Annotated in this window: 20 protein-coding genes; 11 read left to right on the top strand and 9 right to left on the bottom strand. The window is 68.4% G+C overall.

Annotated features, from left to right (window positions below; translation table 11 throughout):
• Positions 1–23: 23 nt before the first annotated feature.
• Positions 24–1,052 (bottom strand): cysteine synthase A, encoded by a 1,029-nt coding sequence (gene cysK, locus AC6R2M_RS03555; protein ID WP_500485556.1) that lies wholly within the window; start codon positions 1,050–1,052, stop codon positions 24–26.
• Between the two features lie 329 nt (positions 1,053–1,381).
• Between cysK and AC6R2M_RS03550 the strand changes: the two genes are divergently transcribed.
• Positions 1,382–2,212 carry a GGDEF domain-containing protein gene (locus AC6R2M_RS03550; protein ID WP_500485554.1) on the top strand — a complete coding sequence of 277 codons (831 nt, stop codon included), beginning with the start codon at positions 1,382–1,384 and terminating at the stop codon, positions 2,210–2,212.
• 4 nt (positions 2,213–2,216) lie between these two features.
• Here the strand turns inward: AC6R2M_RS03550 and dut are convergent, their stop codons facing one another.
• Genes dut through ubiE form a run of 6 tightly spaced genes read right to left on the bottom strand, consistent with a single transcriptional unit; the run spans position 2,217 to position 6,972 of the window.
• Complete coding sequence (dut, locus tag AC6R2M_RS03545; protein ID WP_500485552.1) at positions 2,217–2,669, bottom strand: dUTP diphosphatase; 453 nt, start codon at positions 2,667–2,669, stop codon at positions 2,217–2,219.
• Positions 2,666–3,883, bottom strand: coding sequence for a bifunctional phosphopantothenoylcysteine decarboxylase/phosphopantothenate--cysteine ligase CoaBC (gene coaBC / locus AC6R2M_RS03540; RefSeq protein WP_500485550.1), 1,218 nt, complete (start codon positions 3,881–3,883; stop codon positions 2,666–2,668). The genes dut and coaBC overlap by 4 nt, the downstream gene beginning before the upstream one ends.
• Positions 3,880–4,281 (bottom strand): type II toxin-antitoxin system VapC family toxin, encoded by a 402-nt coding sequence (locus tag AC6R2M_RS03535; RefSeq protein ID WP_500485548.1) that lies wholly within the window; start codon positions 4,279–4,281, stop codon positions 3,880–3,882. The genes coaBC and AC6R2M_RS03535 overlap by 4 nt, the downstream gene beginning before the upstream one ends.
• A complete protein-coding gene (locus AC6R2M_RS03530) occupies positions 4,278–4,562 on the bottom strand; it encodes a FitA-like ribbon-helix-helix domain-containing protein (RefSeq protein WP_500485546.1) in 285 nt (94 codons plus the stop codon). The genes AC6R2M_RS03535 and AC6R2M_RS03530 overlap by 4 nt, the downstream gene beginning before the upstream one ends.
• A 43-nt stretch (positions 4,563–4,605) precedes the next feature.
• Positions 4,606–6,192 carry a 2-polyprenylphenol 6-hydroxylase gene (gene ubiB / locus AC6R2M_RS03525; protein ID WP_500485544.1) on the bottom strand — a complete coding sequence of 529 codons (1,587 nt, stop codon included), beginning with the start codon at positions 6,190–6,192 and terminating at the stop codon, positions 4,606–4,608.
• On the bottom strand, positions 6,193–6,972 hold the full coding sequence (gene ubiE, locus AC6R2M_RS03520; protein ID WP_500485542.1) for a bifunctional demethylmenaquinone methyltransferase/2-methoxy-6-polyprenyl-1,4-benzoquinol methylase UbiE: 780 nt from the start codon (positions 6,970–6,972) through the stop codon (positions 6,193–6,195).
• A gap of 193 nt (positions 6,973–7,165) precedes the next feature.
• On the opposite strand from ubiE, the gene mutM reads away from it, so the two are divergent.
• The 10 genes from mutM (at position 7,166) to AC6R2M_RS03470 (ending at position 15,693) form a co-directional block, all read left to right on the top strand.
• On the top strand, positions 7,166–8,059 hold the full coding sequence (mutM, locus tag AC6R2M_RS03515) for a bifunctional DNA-formamidopyrimidine glycosylase/DNA-(apurinic or apyrimidinic site) lyase (protein ID WP_500485540.1): 894 nt from the start codon (positions 7,166–7,168) through the stop codon (positions 8,057–8,059).
• A gap of 192 nt (positions 8,060–8,251) precedes the next feature.
• Entirely contained in the window at positions 8,252–8,521 is a 270-nt protein-coding gene (gene rpsT, locus AC6R2M_RS03510; protein ID WP_500485538.1) for a 30S ribosomal protein S20, read from the top strand.
• A 626-nt stretch (positions 8,522–9,147) separates the two neighbouring features.
• On the top strand, positions 9,148–9,582 hold the full coding sequence (locus AC6R2M_RS03505) for a rhodanese-like domain-containing protein (protein ID WP_500485536.1): 435 nt from the start codon (positions 9,148–9,150) through the stop codon (positions 9,580–9,582).
• Between the two features lie 80 nt (positions 9,583–9,662).
• A complete protein-coding gene (dnaA, locus tag AC6R2M_RS03500; protein ID WP_500485534.1) occupies positions 9,663–11,102 on the top strand; it encodes a chromosomal replication initiator protein DnaA in 1,440 nt (479 codons plus the stop codon).
• 60 nt (positions 11,103–11,162) lie between these two features.
• Positions 11,163–11,402 carry a type II toxin-antitoxin system VapB family antitoxin gene (locus tag AC6R2M_RS03495; RefSeq protein ID WP_500485532.1) on the top strand — a complete coding sequence of 80 codons (240 nt, stop codon included), beginning with the start codon at positions 11,163–11,165 and terminating at the stop codon, positions 11,400–11,402.
• Complete coding sequence (locus AC6R2M_RS03490) at positions 11,402–11,797, top strand: type II toxin-antitoxin system VapC family toxin (RefSeq protein ID WP_500485530.1); 396 nt, start codon at positions 11,402–11,404, stop codon at positions 11,795–11,797. The genes AC6R2M_RS03495 and AC6R2M_RS03490 overlap by 1 nt, the downstream gene beginning before the upstream one ends.
• A gap of 105 nt (positions 11,798–11,902) precedes the next feature.
• Positions 11,903–13,021, top strand: a complete 1,119-nt coding sequence (dnaN, locus tag AC6R2M_RS03485; protein WP_500485528.1) for a DNA polymerase III subunit beta — start codon at positions 11,903–11,905, stop codon at positions 13,019–13,021.
• Between the two features lie 11 nt (positions 13,022–13,032).
• On the top strand, positions 13,033–14,178 hold the full coding sequence (gene recF, locus AC6R2M_RS03480) for a DNA replication/repair protein RecF (protein WP_500485526.1): 1,146 nt from the start codon (positions 13,033–13,035) through the stop codon (positions 14,176–14,178).
• Positions 14,179–14,182: 4 nt separating this feature from the next.
• Positions 14,183–14,956, top strand: a complete 774-nt coding sequence (locus tag AC6R2M_RS03475; RefSeq protein ID WP_500485524.1) for a HesA/MoeB/ThiF family protein — start codon at positions 14,183–14,185, stop codon at positions 14,954–14,956.
• Between the two features lie 173 nt (positions 14,957–15,129).
• Complete coding sequence (locus tag AC6R2M_RS03470; RefSeq protein ID WP_500487474.1) at positions 15,130–15,693, top strand: SH3 domain-containing protein; 564 nt, start codon at positions 15,130–15,132, stop codon at positions 15,691–15,693.
• Positions 15,694–15,780: 87 nt separating this feature from the next.
• Here the strand turns inward: AC6R2M_RS03470 and irrA are convergent, their stop codons facing one another.
• Complete coding sequence (irrA, locus tag AC6R2M_RS03465) at positions 15,781–16,242, bottom strand: iron response transcriptional regulator IrrA (RefSeq protein ID WP_500485522.1); 462 nt, start codon at positions 16,240–16,242, stop codon at positions 15,781–15,783.
• Between the two features lie 97 nt (positions 16,243–16,339).
• Positions 16,340–16,825, bottom strand: a complete 486-nt coding sequence (locus tag AC6R2M_RS03460; protein WP_500485520.1) for a hypothetical protein — start codon at positions 16,823–16,825, stop codon at positions 16,340–16,342.
• Between the last annotated feature and the right edge of the window lie 58 nt (positions 16,826–16,883).

Genomic DNA, 16,883 nt, shown 5'->3' with positions numbered 1-16,883 from the left:
TTTTCGCCGCGACGTTCCCGCGTTCAGACGGTCGCCGCACCCGCCGGGGGAGAGGCGTTCGACGGCTCCTCCGTCAGCCCCTCGAAGAGCGCCGTGGACAAGTAGCGCTCGGCGAAGGAAGGGATGATCACGACGATCGTCTTGCCCTCGTTCTCGGGACGCCGGCCGACCTCGATCGCGGCGGCCAGCGCTCCGCCCGAGGAGATGCCGACCGGCGCGCCCTCCAGGCGCGCGACCAGCCGCGCATGCTCGAAGCTCTCCTCGTTCGAGACCGTCACGACCTCGTCGTAGATGGAGGTGTTCAGGATCTTCGGAGCGAAACCCGCGCCGATGCCCTGGATCTTGTGCGGGCCCGGCTGGCCGCCCGAGAGAACCGGCGACGCCTCGGGCTCGACGGCGACGACGTGCAGGTCCGGCTTGCGGCTCTTCAGGACCTCGCCGACGCCGGTGATCGTGCCCCCGGTGCCGATGCCCGCGACGAAGATGTCCACGTCGCCGCCCGTGTCGTTCCAGATCTCCTCGGCGGTCGTCACGCGGTGGATCTGCGGGTTGGCGGGGTTCTCGAACTGCTGGGGAATGACGGCGTCGGGCGTCGAAGCCTTCAGCTCCTCCGCCTTGGCGATGGCGCCCTTCATGCCCTTGGGCCCTTCGGTCAGCACGATCTCGGCTCCCAGGAGCGCCAGCATCTTGCGGCGCTCCACCGACATGGTCTCGGGCATGGTCAGGATCAGCTTGTAGCCCTTCGCGGCCGCCGCGAAAGCGAGCGCGATGCCGGTGTTGCCGGAGGTCGGCTCGATCAGCGTCGTCCTGCCCGGCGTGATGGCGCCGTCCGCCTCCAGCTTCTCCAGCATCGCGACGCCGATCCGGTCCTTCACGCTGGCGATCGGGTTGAAGAATTCGAGCTTGGCGAGAAGGTTCGCCTTGACGCCCTTCTCCCTCGCCAGCTTGTCGAGCCGCACGAGCGGCGTGTCGCCGATCGTGTCGAGGATCGAGGCGTAGACGCGGCCGCGCCCTTTGGTGCGCGGCGTGAATTGGCTGGGGGTGTCGGTCATGTCGTCTCGTCCTCCTGGCGATGAATGATCGTCCGAGCCCGCCGTGTCACTCAAGACGAGGGCGTTGTGAGCGTCGGAGCGGATGCGTCGGCCTCAATGTAGGGAGGAGACGGGCCGCACCACAGGTACGCCTTTCCACCGAACGGCCACGAGGGGCGGAAAAGCGGTGCGGGATCGACCTTGGGAGGAACGATATTCCAACGCCGAACGGTCGCCGACGGGACCCGATCCGCCTTCCCGTCCGACCAGCCCTGACCAAATTGTTAAACAATCTGATGCAGCATAGGGCCGGGACCGATGCGATCGGAATTCGAGAAGGTTTCGCGGTCATGGATCGGACGCTTCGCACTCTGCTGGCGCTGTGTGTCGAGCTCATCGGGCTGACCTTGCTGGCCGCCGCCCTGATCCTCGTCGGGGCCTATCGCTATTTCGAGGGCTTCGCGTCCGTGACGCCCACGGAGGCCTTCGCCTTTTCGGTCGTCGCCCTCACCGTCGCGGCCGGATGCATGATCGCCTATGCGGTCTTCCGCATCGGACAATTGAAGCTCCAGAACGATCTGCTGCAGCTGGCGGCGACGCGCGACGCGCTCACCCGGCTTCTGAACCGCGCGGCCTTCAAGAAGGAGGCGACGAACATGATCGCCTCCATCGGACGGCGACGTTCGGACGCCTCGATCGTGGCCCTGCTCGTGATCGACGCCGACCACTTCAAACGCATCAACGACACGTTCGGACACGCGGCCGGCGACAGGGCGCTGGTGGCGATCGCCGCCGCACTGGCCGGCGGGGTGCGCAGCTACGATCTCGTCGGACGTCTGGGCGGCGAGGAGTTCGTGCTGCTTCTAAAGGACGCGGGCCCGAAGGAAGCCGCCATCGTCGCGGAGCGCCTGCGCACGCTGGTGAACCGCGTCACGGTGGGTCCGCGCGCCCATCCGACGCGACTGTCGGTCAGCATCGGCGGAGTGTGCTTCGACCGGCCGGTGGCCTTCGACCAGGCCTACCGCTACGCCGACCGCAATCTTTACAAGGCCAAGAAGGCGGGCCGGAACAGGTTCGAGATCACGGACATGTCGCAGGGGCCTAAGGTCCCCGCGGGCTCCGGGCGCCTGGCCTACTGGGGGCCGTCCGCGCCGCCGATCAAGCGTCCGTCGGCGATCTGAGGTTTCACCGCCCGGTCGATCCGAACCCGCCGCTTCCGCGCTCCGAATCCGAGACCTCGCCCACCGCTTCGAAGCTTGCTCGGACCACGGGTGCCAGCACCATCTGCGCGATGCGCTCGCCGCGCTCGATCGTCACCGGCTCGCTTCCGAGATTGACGAGCAGGACGGCGATCTCCCCGCGATAGTCGGAGTCGATGGTGCCGGGCGTGTTGACGAGGGTCACCCCGTGCCGTGCCGCAAGACCCGAGCGCGGCCTGAGCTGCACCTCGAAACCGTCCGGGATCTCCAGCACCAGCCCGGTCGGCACGCTCGCCCGCTGCATCGGCGAGAGGCGAAGCGGCGCCTCGATCGCGGCACGCAGATCGGCGCCCGCGGCCCCCGCCGTCTGGTAGGCCGGCAGATCCAGCCCCTGAGCGTGCGGCAGGCGCTTGATGCGAAGGATCGGCGCCCCGCTCATGCCGACGATCCCGGTGCGAGCATGGCCGCGATCCGGTTCGCCAGACGCGTTGCGACCTCTGTCTTGGAGAGGCGCGGCCACTCCTCGATCCCCTCGCGGGTGACGAGCCGGACCGTGTTCGCCTCCCCGCCCATGACGCCGCCTTCCGGCGAGACGTCGTTGGCGACGATCATGTCGGCGCCCTTGCGGTCGAGCTTGGAAAGCGCGTTGGCGATGAGGTCTCCCGTCTCCGCCGCGAAGCCGACGACAAGGGATGGGCGGCGCGGATCATGGCCGATATGGGCGAGAATGTCCGGGTTCAGCGTCAAAGGCAGCGGCGGCGGCTCCGACCCGTCCTTCTTGATCTTCGACGTGCGAAGTTCGGCGGCACGCCAGTCCGCGACGGCCGCGACGAAGATCCCGGCATCGGCGGGCAGAGCGGCCTCGACGGCGGCCAGCATCTCGACGGCCGTCTCCACGCGGACGACCTTGACGCCCCTCGGGTCTGGAATGGTCACGGGGCCGGAAACCAGCGTGACGTCGGCTCCCAGCATGGCCAGGGCCTCGGCGATCGAATGGCCCTGCCGGCCGGAGGAGCGGTTGGCGATGTAGCGCACCGGATCGATCGGCTCGTGCGTCGGTCCGGAGGTGACGACGATGCGGCGGCCCGCCAGAGGCTTGGGCGATGTGTCGAGCATCTCCTCGACGGCGGCCACGATCGCCAGCGGCTCGGCCATCCGCCCCGTGCCCGCCTCCCCGCTCTCGGCCATCTCGCCGGCGGCCGGTCCGACGAAGCGGATGCCGTCGGCACGCAGGGTTTCCAGATTGCGGCGCGTTGCCTTGTGGCTCCACATGGCCGGGTTCATCGCCGGTGCGAGGAGGACGGGCGAGCGCGTCGCCAGAAGCACGGCGCCCGCCAGGTCGTCGGCGAGTCCCGCCGCCATCTTCGCCATCCGGTCGGCGCTCGCCGGCGCCAGAAGGACGAGATCGCAGGAGCGCGCCAGCCGGATGTGGCCGACATCCGTCTCGTCGTCGCGGTCGAAGAGGTCGCCATAGACCTTCGAGGCGGCCAGCGCGCCGACCGACAGCGGCGTGACGAACTGAGCCGCGGCCTTCGTCATCACCGGCACGACGCTCGCGCCGCGCTCGCGCAGGCGGCGGATCAGGTCGAGACATTTATAGGCCGCGATCCCGCCGCCGACGACGAGGAGGATGCGCTTGTCCTGAAGGCTCATGGCTGGATCGCCGATCGGATGTCGGTGTGGACGAAGTCGTCGCCCTTGTAGAGCAGCGGAACGTCGAGAGAGCGGGCGAGCGCATAGGAGAAGCAGTCGCCGAAGTTCAGTCTCGCCGGATGGCCGGAGCCCCGGCCGTAGCGAAGATGAGCCGTTATCGCGATCTCGGCCAGTCGGTCGTCGAACGCGACGGACCTTGCACCGGCGCTTGCCAGGAGCGCGGCCAGACGCTCGCGCCCGATCGCTCCGAACCTTGCCAGAAGCACGATGGACGCCTCGACGACCGTCGGCGTCGCGATCGAGCATCGTGCCGAACGCGCCAACGCGCGGGTCAATTGCGGGGCGTCGTCCTCGTCGGACAGGATCGCCACGAGAGCGGACGAGTCCAACACGATCACGGCAGATAGTCGTACATGACGTCGGTGAAGGTCTTCTGGTCGAAGGCCTTGCCGTTCGACGGAAGAGCCAGAGCGCGAATCCTTCGATAGATGCGCTCGGCCTCCTTGGGCTCACGGGTCTCCTCGTCAACGTCCTCGACCATCCGGTAGACCAGTTGGCGCAGCTCCTCTTCCATCGAGCGGCCGTTGCGGGCGGCCCGGATCTTCAGCTTCCGCCGGACGCCCTCGTCGATGTTCCTGATCGTAACGCTCGCCATGGCGCCGCCCCGTACCTGCTTCACGTCGAAGCTAGTCCTCGACCGGAATGATTGCAATGCAATCACTTCACCCGGCGGCGAGCTGCCATGCGATGACGACGAGGGCGATGGCTGCGACGACCTGCGCGACGTGGCCGACCGCGATCGCGACCTTCGAGTCCTTGACCATCTTCACGATGTCGTCGTCGTTGATGTGGATGCCGTTCTCGATGAGATCGGGCAGTTCACGCGACAGGATCTCCAGCCCCTTGGCGAAGGCCGGGCCGCGCCGGGCGAGCGTGACCAGCGCCTCGATTCCCTCCTTCGCCTCCCGCAGCTTCGCCGCCGGGCCGAGCTCGCGCAGGATGTAGTCGGACACGACCGGCTCGGCGGCCGACCACATGTTGAAGTGCGGGTCGTAGGATCGTGCCACGCCCTCCACGACGACCATGGTCTTCTGTAGGAGGATGAGCTCGGGCCGCGTGCGCATGTCGAAGAGCTCGGTCACCTCGAAGAGCAGCGTCAGAAGATGCGCCATCGAGATCGTGTCGGCGGGCTGGCCGTGGATCGGCTCGCCGATCGCGCGCAGCGCCTGCGCGAAGGACGCGACGTCCTGATGGCGCGGCACGTAGCCGGCCTCGAAATGCACTTCGGCGACCCGCATGTAGTCGCGCCGGATGAAACCGTAGAGCACCTCGGCCAGAACCCGGCGCGACTCGGCGTCGAGCCGGCCGACGATGCCGAGATCCACCGCGACGATCGAGCCGTCGGGCGCGACGAAGAGATTGCCCGGATGCATGTCGGCGTGGAAGAAGCCGTCGCGCATCGCCTGGCGCAGGAAGGCTTGGATGAGGTTGACGCCGAGCTGCGGCAGATCGTGGCCGGCCGCGCGCACCGCCTCTATGTCCCGCATCTTGATGCCGTCGACCCACTCCATGGTGACGACGTCGCGGCCGGTCCGCTCCCAGTCGATCTTCGGAACGCGGTAGCCGGGGTCCTCGGCGATGTACTCCGCCATCTCGGAGGAGGCCGCCGCCTCCAGGCGCAGGTCCATCTCGATCTTGGTCGACTGGGCGAGCGTTTCCACCACCGCCACCGGGCGCAGGCGCCGCGAGGCCGGAAAGACGAGTTCGAGGAACCGCGCGATGAAGCGGAAGGTCTCGATCTCGCGCAGGAAGCGCTCGCGCACGCCGGGGCGTATGACCTTGACGGCGACCGTGCGGGCCGTCCCCTCCGGGGTCAGGATCGTGGCGCGGTGAACCTGCGCGATCGAGGCCGCGCCGACGATCTCCCCGAACTCGACGAACAGGTCGTCGATCGTGCGCCCGAGCGTCACCTCCACCGCCCGCATCGCCTCCGCCTTCGGGAAGGGCGGCACCTTGTCCTGAAGCTGGCCGAGTTCGAGAGCGATGGTCGAGCCGACGATGTCCGGCCGCGTCGCCAGGAACTGGCCGAGCTTCACATAGGACGGCCCGAGCCGGTTCAGCGCCGCCGAAAGCCGGTCGGACCGGGCCTGCCGCTTGGCCGAGCGGCTGGCGAGCATGCCGGCCAGCCGGTGGCCGAGGCGCGCCAATGGCGGCAGACCGTCGGCGGGAAGCGCCGAGACCACGCCTTCGCGGGCGAGGACGTAGCCCGCCCGGACCAGCGCGAACAGACCCTTGGCGGGATTGGCCACCTAGAGCTTCCAGCCCGAATGGATCGCGGCGATGCCGCCCGACAGGTTGCGGTGCGTGACCCGCTCGAAACCGGCCTTGCGGATCGCGGTCTCGAAATTGGCCTGGTTCGGGAAGCGGCGGATGGATTCGACCAGATATTCGTAGGATTCACGATCCTTGGCGACCGCCTCGCCGATCGCGGGAATCGCCCGGAAGGACCACACTTCGTAAAGGCGGTCGAGGAACGGCATCTCGACCTCGGAGAACTCCAGGCACATGAAGCGCCCCCCGGGCTTGAGGACCCGGAGGGCCTCCTCCAGCGCCTTGTCGATCCGGGGCACGTTCCGGATGCCGAAGGCGATGGTGTAGGCGTCGAAGGCATTGTCCGGCAGGGCGAGCGTCTCCGCGTTGCCCTCGACGAAGGTCAGGTTCTCGTCGAGCCCGAGCTTGGCGGCGCGCTCGGCGCCGACGCCGAGCATGGAGCCGTTGATGTCGAGCACCGTGCCCGTCGCGTTGCGCTTCGAGGCCTCCACGATGCGGAAGGCGACGTCGCCCGTTCCGCCCGCGACGTCGACGAAGCGCCAGCCCGGCCGCCGCGAGGGCGCGAGCCAGGAGACCATGGCGTTCTTCCAGAGCCGGTGCATCCCGCCCGACATGAGGTCGTTCATCAGGTCGTATCGCGAGGCGACGCGGTGGAAGACGGCGTCGACCTTGGCCTGCTTCTCGCTGGCGCCCGAAACGCTCTCGAAGCCGTAGGCGGTCTCCATGCTCTCGGCGGCGGCAACGCGTTGACGCGACATGCGATACTCCTGGTTCGACAGCCCGGCGGCGCGGCGCGCTGCCCGCTTGACGGGCGAAGGGCCCGCATGCCCTTACCCCGAGAAAGGGCCCGCGCGCCATGGGCCCGGAGGTCCGTGGATCGAGCGGCTGCGCCCGGGGCGCGAGCCGCCCGTTCGCGGACCGACGCCCTCCTTCAAGCGGACTTATGCAGCGATGCCGGAATTGCCAGAGGTCGAGACGGTCCGCCGCGGTCTGACGCCCGTCATGGAAGGCGCGGTCCTGGAGAGGGTCGAGCCGAGACGGCCGGACCTTCGCTTTCCCCTGCCCGAATCCATGGCCGAGCGACTCGCCGGGCGCCGGATCGAAGCGCTCGGGCGCCGGGCGAAGTATCTCCTCGCCGACATGGAGGGCGGGCTCGTCCTCGCCATGCATCTCGGCATGTCCGGCTCGTTCCGGATCGAGCGCGATGGGGCCGACGACCGTCCGGGCGACTTCCACCTCCCCCGCTCCAAGGACCCGGCACACGACCATGTCGTCTTCCATCTGCGGCAGACGGACGGGACGGCCGCGCGGATCGTCTTCAACGACCCCCGCCGCTTCGGATACATGCTGCTGATCGAGCGCGCGGCGCTTTCCGAACACCCCCATTTCCGCTCGCTCGGCATCGAGCCCACCGGCAACGCCCTCTCGGGCGCCGCGCTCGCGCCGCGTCTCGCCGGCCGCTCCGCCCCGCTCAAGGCCGCGCTTCTGGATCAGACCCTGATCGCCGGCCTCGGCAACATCTATGTGTGCGAAGCGCTCTGGCGCTCGCGACTGTCCCCGCGCCGGACCGCCGGCTCGCTGGTGCTGAAGGACGGCCGCCCTTCCGCGCGACTCGATTCCCTCGCGCTTCACATCCGCGAGACGATCGACGAGGCGATTCTCGCCGGCGGCTCCTCGCTGCGCGACCACCGGCAGACGGACGGGCGGCTGGGCTACTTCCAGCATCGCTTCGCCGTCTACGACCGCGAGGGCGAGCCCTGCCCCCGCGACGGCTGCCGGGGCATCGTGGCGCGGATCGTCCAGTCCGGGCGCTCCACCTTCCATTGCCCGGTGTGCCAGCGCTGAGGACGGCAGGTGCCGTGTTGACGGCGCGGCGCCTGCGGCCTATAAGGCGCACCACTTGGCGGCACCCACGGTGCGGCCCGCTCCAACGTGGAGGCCGCGTCTGGCCGAACGTCGGAGGCAGACGATACAACAACTTCGCAGCGTATCGCGGCCGGTCGGCCGGGCGTTGCCCGTGACGAGAGAGACCCGGATATGGCCAATACGCCGTCGGCCAAGAAGGCCGCACGCAAGATCGAGCGTCGCACGGAAGTGAACCGCAATCGCCGTTCACGTGTGCGCACCTTCCTCCGCAAGGTCGAAGAGGCGATCCTGACGGGCGACAAGGACGCGGCGCAGGCTGCCCTGAAGGCTGCCGAGCCGGAGATGATGCGGGCCGCCTCGAAGGGCGTCTACCACAAGAACACGGCTTCGCGGAAAATCTCCCGCCTCGCCCACCGCGTGAAGGCCGTCGGCGCCGCCTGAGCGCCCCTTCCATCGTGAAATTCGAGAGAGCCTGGACCCCGGTCCGGGCTCTTTTGATTCCGGCCTGTTCCTCAGCGAACGACTCGGGACCATGTCAGTGCGATGACGCACGCACGACAAAGTTTCCAACATCAAAACAATGACATAGGTCCGACCAAAGACGTCGGACAGGGGCGGAACGCAGGCTTTCCGGGCACCTCCGAGAGTCAAGGACTCGGCGTCGCGCATACCCAAAAAAAAAGACCGCCCGGCCGAGCTGCGTAAGGCGCTCGCGGAATCGACAAGTGAATCAGCCGATTAATGGTTTGGGCCGTCCCGTGGCGATGTCCGAGGCGCCACAGTCGCGTCTCGGCGCGACCATTTTTCCCGATTCCGAGCTTGCCCGAACCTGTCGGCTTGCGTAGTTTCACCCCTGCGACAAGAGCCTGCTAAGTCGAAGTCTGGGGATGAAGGAAGTTTTCCAGAAGAACTACAGTACACTGGAACAACTCCAAGCCCCGCTCCGAGCAGGTTCGAGCACACGCTGAAATCGACGCACATGTCAGCGGCCAATTTGGCCGAGGCTGTGCTTTTGCCGCTGAGAACGACCGCTCGATAACCGAGTCGGCCGGTAGGAGGACTTTGTCTTGAGCCGACCCTATGAAGGCGACGTGAGCGTGACGGACTGCTGGAACGAACTCGCCCGGAATCCGGACGCCTTTCTGGTCGACGTGCGCACCAACGCCGAATGGGCCTATGTCGGCTTTCCGCTGGTCCCGGACGGCGCGCGCGCGCCGATCTTCGCCCAGTGGCAGAGCTTCCCTTCGATGCAGATCGACCCGGACTTCGCGGCCCGCGTGGCTTCGGCCGTCGAGACGGCCGGCGGCACCAAGGATTCGCCCCTCTATTTCCTCTGCCGGTCGGGCGCCCGCTCCATGGGCAGCGCCGCCGCGATGACGCAGGCCGGCTTCGCGCACTGCTTCAACATCCTCGCCGGGTTCGAGGGGCCGCCGGACGAGGACGGGCACCGGGGCCGGACCAGCGGCTGGAAGGCCGAAAACCTTCCCTGGGTGCAGAAATGAACGCGCGGCCCGAGGCGAGGGGATTCGCGAGAGACGAAATGACGGGTGCAGCCCGAGCGAACATGACGGGCGGACCGGCGATGCGGACGGAAGGACAGGGAAGCGCGGAGATCCTCGAACGGGTGAACGCCCGCCTCAGGGCCAAGCTCGGCCAGGACATCTTCACCTCCTGGTTCACCCGCATGAAGGTCGACCAGATCGGCCGGGGCACCGTGCAGCTCTCCGTGCCGACCGCCTTCCTGAAGACTTGGATCAATGGCCACTACCGTGATCTCCTGACGGAGATCTTCGCGGAGGAGGTTCCGGGAACCCTTCGCGTCGACGTGCAGGTGCGCAGCGCCACGCGCGGGGGCCATGCGCCGGCTCCGCAGGCCGCGGCCAGTGCCCCGCAGCAGATTCCGGCCAATGACGGCCCGGCGAAGCTCGCCGTTGCAAGCCTGCGCCCGGCGCGCGCCTCCGAGCCGCGCGAGACGCCCGAGTTCGGCTCGCCGCTCGACCCGCGCTACGTGTTCGAGACCTTCGTGGAGGGCGCATCCAACCGCGTGGCGCTTGCCGCCGCCCGCTCGATCGCGGAGAACGGGCCCGCCTCGGTGCGCTTCAACCCGCTCTTCCTTCATGCCTCGGTCGGCCTCGGCAAGACCCATCTCCTGCAGGCGATCGCCAATGCGGCGGCCGAGCGCCCGGACCGGCCGCGCATCGTCTATCTGACGGCGGAATCCTTCATGTGGCGCTTCGCCACCGCGATCCGCGACAACCAGGCGCTCGACTTCAAGGAGACGCTGCGCGGCATCGACATCCTGATCATCGACGACATGCAGTTCCTGCAGGGCAAGTCGATCCAGCAGGAGTTCTGCCACCTTCTGAACGCGCTGATCGATTCGGCGCGCCAGGTGATCGTGGCGGCGGACCGTCCGGCCTTCGAGCTCGAATCTCTCGACAGCCGCGTGCGCTCCCGCCTGGCCGGCGGCGTGGCGATCGAGATCGCCTCGCCCGATTTCGACATGCGCCGAGGCATCCTGAACGCCCGCGTGTCCGCGCTGAAGACCGAGGATCCGACCTTCGCCCTCTCCGACGGCGTGGTGGAGACGATCGCCCGCCGCGTCGCGGGCTCGGGCCGCGACCTCGAGGGCGCCTTCAACCAGATCGCCTTCCGCCATGCGGTCGGCCAGCCGCTCTCGCCGGAGCATCTGGACGACCTTCTGAACCAGCTGACGCGCTCGGGCGCGGAGAAGCGGGTGCGGGTCGAGGACATCCTCAAATTCGTCTCGCGTCACTACAACGTCTCGCGCGCCGACATCCTTTCGGCCCGGCGCACGCGCACCATCGTGCGTCCGCGCCAGATCGCGATGTATCTGGCCAAGACGATGACGCCGCGCTCGCTGCCCGAGATCGGCCGGCGCTTCGGCGGCCGCGACCACACGACCGTGCTTCACGCCGTGCGCAAGATCGAGGCCGAGCGCGCGCAGGACGCCAAGCTGGCCGACGAGCTGGAGATCATCCGCCGCATGATCGAGGAGTGAGGCTTGGCGCCCCTCCCCTTCCGCGCCTAGATTGAGGAGCGGACAGAAGGAGTGGAGCCGATGTCTCTCACCATCGACGATCCGGAGACGGTCGCCGCGATCCGGCGGCTGGCGGAAGAGAGCGAGCAGAGCGTCGAGGACGTTCTGCGCGACGCGGTCGAGGCCGCGGAGGCCCGCCGTCGGGAAGCGGCGCGGCGGCGCGGCGCGACCATCGCTCTCCAGAAGGAATTGGCGTCCCACCCCTCGACAGGATTGAAGGCTGACAAGGCATTCTTCGACGAGATCAACGGCGGGCTCTGATGTTCGTCGACGCTTCGGTCATCGTAGCAATCCTTTCCAACGAAGACGGCTGGCAACGCCACGCGCGCAAGATCGAGTTCGGCGATCTCATACTGACTTCTCCGATTGCGATCTGGGAGGCGACGATCGCGACGACCAGAACCAAACGGCTGGACGTTCAGGCGGCATCCACCATCGTTGAGGCCTTCCTGTCGGCGAACCGGATTCGCACCATCCCCATCACGCCCGAGATCGGCGCCCTCGCGATCGAGGCGTCGCGCCGCTTCGGGCGGGGCCGCCATCCCGCGGCCCTCAACCTCGGCGATTGTTTCGCCTATGCCTGCGCGAAGGCCCACGGCGTCCCCCTCCTCTACAAGGGCGAGGACTTCCCGCAGACCGACATCGAGGCCGGCTGAGGGCGCTTGTGCCCTTCCGCCTTCGGCCCTCATGTTCTACAAGGTTCGGCACCTTCAGAAGGCGCGTTCCAGGCGTCTTGAAAGAACCGAACGGCCGCCTCTCCCATGCAGATCCTGATCGAGCGCTCCAACCTCCTCAAGTCTCTCGCCCACGTGCATCGTGTGGTCGAGCGGCGGAACACGATCCCGATCCTGTCGAACGTGCTCCTGAAGACCGAAGAGGGCGCGCTGCGCCTGAAGGCGACCGATCTCGACATCGAGATCACGGAATCGGTGCCGGCGAACGGCGAGCGCGAGGGCGGCACCACCGTGCCGGCCCATCTTCTCTACGACATCGTCCGCAAGCTGCCGGACGGCGCCGAGGTGAAGCTTTCGACCAATGCGGAAGGCTCGCAGATGACGGTCGCTTCGGGCCGCTCGAACTTCCGCCTGCAGTGCCTGCCCGAGGGCGATTTCCCGGACATCACGGCCGGCCAGTTCACCCATTCCTTCCAGCTTGCGGCGAGCGACCTCGCCCGCCTGATCGAGCGGACGCAGTTCGCGATCTCCACCGAGGAGACGCGCTATTATCTGAACGGCATCTTCCTGCACACGATCGAGACGGACGGCGCGCTCAGCCTGCGGGCCGTGGCGACCGACGGCCATCGCCTCGCACGGGCGCAGACGCCCGCGCCCGTCGGCTCGGAAGGGATGCCGGGTATCATCGTGCCGCGCAAGACGGTGGGCGAGCTCCAGAAGCTCCTCGGCGAGGCGGAAGGCGAGATCGGCGTCGAGCTTTCGGACGCCAAGATCCGCTTCACCATCGGCGACATCGTCGTCACCTCCAAGCTGATCGACGGCACCTTCCCGGACTATCAGCGCGTCATTCCGAGCGGCAACGACAAGGAGCTGACGCTGGACCGGCAGAGCTTCGCCTCGGCCGTCGACCGCGTCTCCACGATCTCGTCGGAGCGCGGCCGCGCGGTAAAGCTGGCGCTCTCGAACGGCCAGCTCGTGCTCACGGTCAACTCGCCCGACGCCGGCACGGCGACGGAGGAGCTGCCGGTCGGATACGAGGCGGACGGCATCGAGATCGGCTTCAACGCGCGCTACCTCCTGGACATCACCGGCCAGCTGTCGGGCGAGGAGGCGATCCTGATGCTCGCCGATCCGGGCTCGCCCACCCTCATCAAGGACGGCGGCGACGACGGCACGCTCTACGTGCTGATGCCGATGCGCGTCTGAGCGCGCTCCCCATGGCGGCCTCGCCCGCCGATGACGGCCCGCCGCCGATCGCCCGGCTGCGCCTCGCCGACTTCCGCAACTATTCCGAGCTCGCGCTCGAGATCGGTTCGCGCTTCGTCGTGCTCCACGGCGACAACGGCTCGGGCAAGACGAACCTCCTCGAGGCCGTGTCGCTGCTGACGCCGGGCCGCGGGCTGCGACGCGCGACCTATCCGGACATGGCGCGCGCCGGCGGGTCCGGCGGCTTCTCCGTCCGGGGGCTCCTGTCCTCTCCGGCGGGCGAGGCGGTCGATGCGCTGACGCTCGTCCAGCCGGAGCCGGGAGCTGCGCTCCAGCGGCGCCTGCGTCTCGACGCGGTGCCGGCCAAGAGCGTGGACGACCTTCTCGGCCATTGCCGCATCCTCTGGCTGACGCCCGCCATGGACGGCCTCTTCACCGGCCCGGCGGGCGATCGACGCCGCTTCCTCGACCGGCTGGTGCTCAGCCTCGACCCGTCCCACGGGCGCCGCTCGGCCGATTACGAGCGCGCCATGCGCTCGCGCAACCGGCTGCTCTCCGAGGACCGGCGCGATGCGTCCTGGCTCGGCGCGATCGAGACGGAGATGGCGGGGCTCGGCCTTGCCATCGCGCTCGCTCGCGTCGAAACGGTGGAGCGGCTGAAAGCGCTACTCGCGGCGCGCGGCGACGCGCCCTTCCCGGCGGCGGGGCTGGAGCTTTCGACCGGCTATCCCGATCTCGACCTTGCCCGGCCCGCCGGCGAGACCGAGGACGAAATCGCCGAGCGTCTGGCCCGCTCGCGCCCGCTCGACCGCGCCGCCGGGCGGACGCTGGAAGGGCCGCATCGCGGCGATCTCGTCGTCACCCATCTCGACAAGGCGATGCCGGCCGGTCTCGCCTCCACCGGCGAGCAGAAGGCGCTGCTCATCGGCCTCGTCCTGGCCCATGCCGAGCTCGTCGCCTCGTCCTGCGGGATCGCGCCCATCCTTCTCCTGGACGAGATCGCGGCCCATCTGGATTCCGGACGGAGGTCCGCGCTCTTTGCCATCCTCGACCGGCTCGGCGTGCAGGCCTTCATGACCGGGACCGACCGAAACCTCTTCGAGGCGCTGGAAGGCACCGCGCAGATGCTCACCGTCTCGAACGGAAAGGTCGGCTGACGCCATGCTGACACCGCCCGAACTTCAGCGCTACGCCCGCCAGATCGTGCTGCCCGAGATCGGCGGGCCGGGGCAGCAGAGGCTGCAACGCGCGCGGATCCTCCTGATCGGGGCTGGCGGCATCGGGTCCCCCGCGGCCCTGTATCTCGCCGCCGCCGGCGTCGGAACGCTCGGCCTCGTGGACGACGACGACGTCTCCCTCTCCAATCTCCAGCGGCAGATCCTGTTCTCCACCGCCGACATCGGGCGCGCGAAGATCGATGTCGCGGCCGAACGGCTCGACGCCCTGAACGCGCATGTGACGGTCGAGCGGCACCATCGCCGCATCGGCCTTGCCGACGGTTCGGACCTCGTCGGCGCCTACGATCTCGTCATCGACGGGTCGGACAATTTCGCCACGCGCTACGCCATGGCCGACCTTTGCGAGAGCGCCGAGCGCCCGCTCGTCAGCGCGGCGGTTCAGCGCTTCGCCGGGCAGATCACGACGTTGACGCCCTTCGCCCTGCGCTCCGACGGCTCGCCCTGCCCCGCCTATCGCGACCTCTTTCCGGCGCCGCCGCCGGACGGGATGGTGCCGAGCTGCGCCGAGGCCGGCATCCTCGGCGTCGTGACGGGCATCCTCGGCACGCTGGCGGCCACGGAGGCGATCAAGCTCGTCTGCGGGATCGGCGAGCCGCTCATCGGGCGGCTGCTCCATTTCGACGCCCTGACCCTGCGCTTCGAGGAAACGCGCTACCGGGGACGGCGTCCGGCGCCGCCGGCTGGCGCGCTCGGTTGAGGTCTCGTTAACTTAAAAACGCGATGATGCGGCAAGGACCGCTTCGGACTTCGGCGCGGTCCGCCAGACCTCATCGCGGCTCACGATCCGAAGCGGACTTCGCGCTGATCCCAGCGCTCCGGCCGGGCGGAGCCTTGGCCGGAGTACCGAGTTTGCGCCTCACGCTCGCCCGCCTGACCGCCACCGCAGGCCTTGCCGCCCTTCTTTTCGCCGTTGCCCCGACGACGAGCGCGAATGCCCAGGAGACGGAGGTCGCCAGCGCCGAGCCCGCGGCAGCCGCCGCCCGCCCGGCCCAGCCCCGCTCGGGCAGCGGCCTTCCTCTGCCCCGCTTCGTCTCCCTCAAGGCGACGCGGGTCAATCTGCGGGTCGGACCCGGTCGCGACTATCCCGTCTCCTGGCTGTTCCTGAAGGCGGGTCTGCCGATGGAGGTGATCCAGGAATACGACAATTGGCGCCGCGTCCGCGATTCGGAAGGGTCCGAGGGCTGGGTGTTCCACTCCCTCCTCTCCGGCGAGCGGACCGCGATCGCGGCGCCGTGGCTGAAAGGCAAGTCGGCGACGATTGACATGCGGCGCAGCGCGGACGAGACCTCGCAGATCGTGGCCCGCATGGAGCCCGGTGTCGTCGCCAATGTGGCGGAATGCTCCTTCGGCTGGTGCCGGGTCGAGGCCGGCAACCGGGAAGGCTTCGTCTCGCAGAACGAATTGTGGGGCGTCTATCCGGGCGAGCGGTTCTGACAACGCTCGCCGCTGGACCCCGAAACGACGGAAGGGCCGGAGCGATCCGGCCCTTCCGTCGTTTCGAACCTTGTGTCCCGACCGGTCTCAGTCGAGATGCTTGCGGGCCGGAGCCTTGCGGCGCAGGCGCACGACCACGTCGACATTGACGATCTCCATGCCCTCCGGCGGCTCCGGCAGCTGGCTCATCGAGATCGCGCCGTCCGGGATGTCGATCATCACGTTCTCCGACTCGATCAGGAAGTGATGATGGTCCGACGTGTTGGTGTCGAAATAGGTCCGCTGGCCTTCGGCCGAGATCGGACGCACGAGGCCGGCGTCCGTGAACTGATGCAGCGTGTTGTAAACGGTCGCCAGCGAGACCGGCTCTCCGGCCTTGTGCGCCTCGTCGTGAAGGTCTTCCGCCGACAGATGGCGGTCGCCCGCTCCGAAGATCAGATTGCAGAGGGCGACGCGCTGACGCGTCGGGCGGAGGCCGGAGGCGCGCAGGCGTTCGAACACGCAGAAGGACTGCGCTCGCGCGTGCTGATGTCCCGTCGTCTGACCCATTCGCTCGCTCTCGAAACTTGACTCTGAATGTCCGCTTTCTAGCGAACCGGCCTGAACTTGCAAGATATAGCGCAAAAGGCGCCTGGAAACAAACGGATCAGGCGCCGGGGCATCGCTCGCGGAACGCCGCGATCGCTCGCGACGAGCCCGAAAGCGGAAGCGTGTAGCGTCCCGAGGGCGCCGAGATCTCCACCTGGCGCCCGCGCGCGAGCGCCGAGAGGAGGTTGTCGAGCGCGCCCCGTGCCGGCCAATGAACGAAATCGTCGTCTCCGGCGCGCGCTCCCGGGAAGGCGTGAGCCGAGAGCAGGGTCGCCGTTCCGTCCACCGAGACGACGATCGTATGCTCGCGGTTCCGGTCGAAGACCGCGCCGTTGTGCGTCAATGCGAGTTCCATTCCCTGCGGCTCGGCGCAGCGGAGCACGAGACCGGCCATCTGGCCCTCGATCGTCGTTCCGGCCTCGAACCCGCCCGCGCCCTCGCGTGTCGCCCACTCGGCGGATGCGGGCGCAGCCGACAGGGCGATCAGAAGAGCGGCGAGCGTGGGGCCGATCCGCCGTCCGGCCACCGTTCGCCTGGCCGTCATCGCTGCCTCCCCCTTCCCGCCTTCTTCGCTCCGCTCCATTTGCCCTTCCGCGCGCTCA

It is taken from the genome of Aureimonas sp. CAS (assembly GCF_059838215.1).
The sequence above is the reverse complement of the archived record's forward strand: the minus strand, read 5'-3'. Positions and strand labels throughout refer to the sequence as shown.

What these genes read in the sequence shown, in the direction of transcription:
- cysK (WP_500485556.1), bottom strand. Translation starts at nt 1,052, where the DNA reads ATGACCGACACCCCCAGCCAATTCACGCCGCGCACCAAAGGGCGCGGC.
- AC6R2M_RS03550 (WP_500485554.1), top strand. Translation starts at nt 1,382, where the DNA reads ATGGATCGGACGCTTCGCACTCTGCTGGCGCTGTGTGTCGAGCTCATC.
- dut (WP_500485552.1), bottom strand. Translation starts at nt 2,669, where the DNA reads ATGAGCGGGGCGCCGATCCTTCGCATCAAGCGCCTGCCGCACGCTCAG.
- coaBC (WP_500485550.1), bottom strand. Translation starts at nt 3,883, where the DNA reads ATGAGCCTTCAGGACAAGCGCATCCTCCTCGTCGTCGGCGGCGGGATC.
- ubiE (WP_500485542.1), bottom strand. Translation starts at nt 6,972, where the DNA reads ATGTCGCGTCAACGCGTTGCCGCCGCCGAGAGCATGGAGACCGCCTAC.
- mutM (WP_500485540.1), top strand. Translation starts at nt 7,166, where the DNA reads ATGCCGGAATTGCCAGAGGTCGAGACGGTCCGCCGCGGTCTGACGCCC.
- rpsT (WP_500485538.1), top strand. Translation starts at nt 8,252, where the DNA reads ATGGCCAATACGCCGTCGGCCAAGAAGGCCGCACGCAAGATCGAGCGT.
- dnaA (WP_500485534.1), top strand. Translation starts at nt 9,663, where the DNA reads ATGCGGACGGAAGGACAGGGAAGCGCGGAGATCCTCGAACGGGTGAAC.
- AC6R2M_RS03495 (WP_500485532.1), top strand. Translation starts at nt 11,163, where the DNA reads ATGTCTCTCACCATCGACGATCCGGAGACGGTCGCCGCGATCCGGCGG.
- AC6R2M_RS03490 (WP_500485530.1), top strand. Translation starts at nt 11,402, where the DNA reads ATGTTCGTCGACGCTTCGGTCATCGTAGCAATCCTTTCCAACGAAGAC.
- dnaN (WP_500485528.1), top strand. Translation starts at nt 11,903, where the DNA reads ATGCAGATCCTGATCGAGCGCTCCAACCTCCTCAAGTCTCTCGCCCAC.
- recF (WP_500485526.1), top strand. Translation starts at nt 13,033, where the DNA reads ATGGCGGCCTCGCCCGCCGATGACGGCCCGCCGCCGATCGCCCGGCTG.
- AC6R2M_RS03475 (WP_500485524.1), top strand. Translation starts at nt 14,183, where the DNA reads ATGCTGACACCGCCCGAACTTCAGCGCTACGCCCGCCAGATCGTGCTG.
- irrA (WP_500485522.1), bottom strand. Translation starts at nt 16,242, where the DNA reads ATGGGTCAGACGACGGGACATCAGCACGCGCGAGCGCAGTCCTTCTGC.
- AC6R2M_RS03460 (WP_500485520.1), bottom strand. Translation starts at nt 16,825, where the DNA reads ATGACGGCCAGGCGAACGGTGGCCGGACGGCGGATCGGCCCCACGCTC.